At 71.2% G+C, this 1,390-nt stretch carries 1 protein-coding gene; it reads left to right on the top strand.

What is annotated here, in order from left to right; genetic code table 11:
- Positions 1-6 precede the first annotated feature (6 nt).
- A partial coding sequence (locus tag ON23_RS24300; protein WP_245556097.1) for an amino acid adenylation domain-containing protein occupies positions 7-1,390 on the top strand: 1,384 nt, incomplete at its 3' end.

The following is a 1,390-nucleotide window of genomic DNA, read 5'->3' as shown; positions in this document are numbered from 1 at the left end:
GCCGACGTGCTGGACGCGGCACATCCGCGCCTGGTTCTCACGACCTCGACCGACGGCGACGGCCTCCCGCCGGAATGTGCGCGCGTGGATCTCGATCGGCTGGATCTGTCCACCCTGTCCGGCGACGCGATCACCGATGCGCACCGGCTCGCATCGCTGCGGCCGGACAATGTGGCCTACATCCTGTTCACCTCCGGCTCCACCGGCGTGCCCAAGGGGGTGGCGCTGACCCACGCGGCCACCGCGAGTCAGCTGGCCTGGGCGCAGCGGCAGTGGCCGCACGGCGCCGGCGATACGGTCCTGCACAAGACCCCCGTCACCTTCGATATCGCGGTGTGGGAGCTGTTCTGGCCGTTGCAGACCGGCGCGCGCATCGCGATCGCCGAGCCCGACGGGCATCGCGATCCGGCCTATCTCGCGGACTGCGTCGCGAACCGGGGAATCACGACCGTACATTTCGTCCCGTCGATGCTCGACGTTCTCCTCGAAACCATCGGCGAAACCGAATTTCCCTCGGTGCGAAGGGTATTCGTCGCCGGTGAGGCGCTGGCGCAGTCCACCGTCGATGCCGCGGCGCGGGTGTTCACCGCGGCGGAGGTGGTCAACTGGTACGGCCCGGCCGAAGCGGAGGTGGTGACCTCCGCGCGATGCCTGCCCGATGTGGCGGCTCCCGCGACGGTCCCGATCGGCGCACCTGTCTCCGGTATGCGGGTGTACGTCTTGGACCGGAGACTGCGCGCGGTGCCGGTCGGCGTCGTGGGCGACCTGTACGTCTCCGGTGTCCAAGTGGCGCGCGGCTACCACGGCCGCGCCGACCTGACCTGCGCGGCCTTCGTCGCGCATCCGTTCGGCGCACCGGGTGAGCGCCTGTACCGCACCGGCGATCTGGTGCGCTGGACCGGATCCGGCGAACTGGACTTCCTGGGCCGCAGCGACTTCCAGGTGAAGGTTCACGGCCAGCGCGTCGAACCGGGGGATATCGAGGCGGCGGCGTGCGCAGTCCCGGAGGTGGCGCGCGCGGTCGCGGTCGCGACCGCGGAGCGCATCGTGGCGTATGTGACGCTCAGGCCGGGCGCGGTGATCGACGGGCGGGCGATCCGGGACCGGCTCGCGCGGCTGCTGCCGTCGTATCTGGTTCCGGGTCGCGTCGAGGTACTCGACCGGATGCCGCTCACCGCGAACGGCAAACTCGACCGCGCCGCGCTCCCACGACCGGAGTTCGACGACACGGCGGAATTCGTGGCGGCGCGTACCGAACACGAAGCGGCCCTGGCCGATATCGTCGCCGCGATCACCGGCGGTGAGCGGGTGAGCGTCGCGGCGAACCTGTTCGAGCTCGGTGTCGACTCGCTCTCGGCCGCCCGGCTGGCCGCGCGCGCCGAGGCGGCGC

The sequence above is a fragment of the Nocardia cerradoensis NBRC 101014 genome (assembly GCF_000308535.1).
In the GTDB taxonomy this organism is placed as follows: domain Bacteria; phylum Actinomycetota; class Actinomycetes; order Mycobacteriales; family Mycobacteriaceae; genus Nocardia; species Nocardia cerradoensis.
The sequence above is the reverse complement of the archived record's forward strand: the minus strand, read 5'-3'. Positions and strand labels throughout refer to the sequence as shown.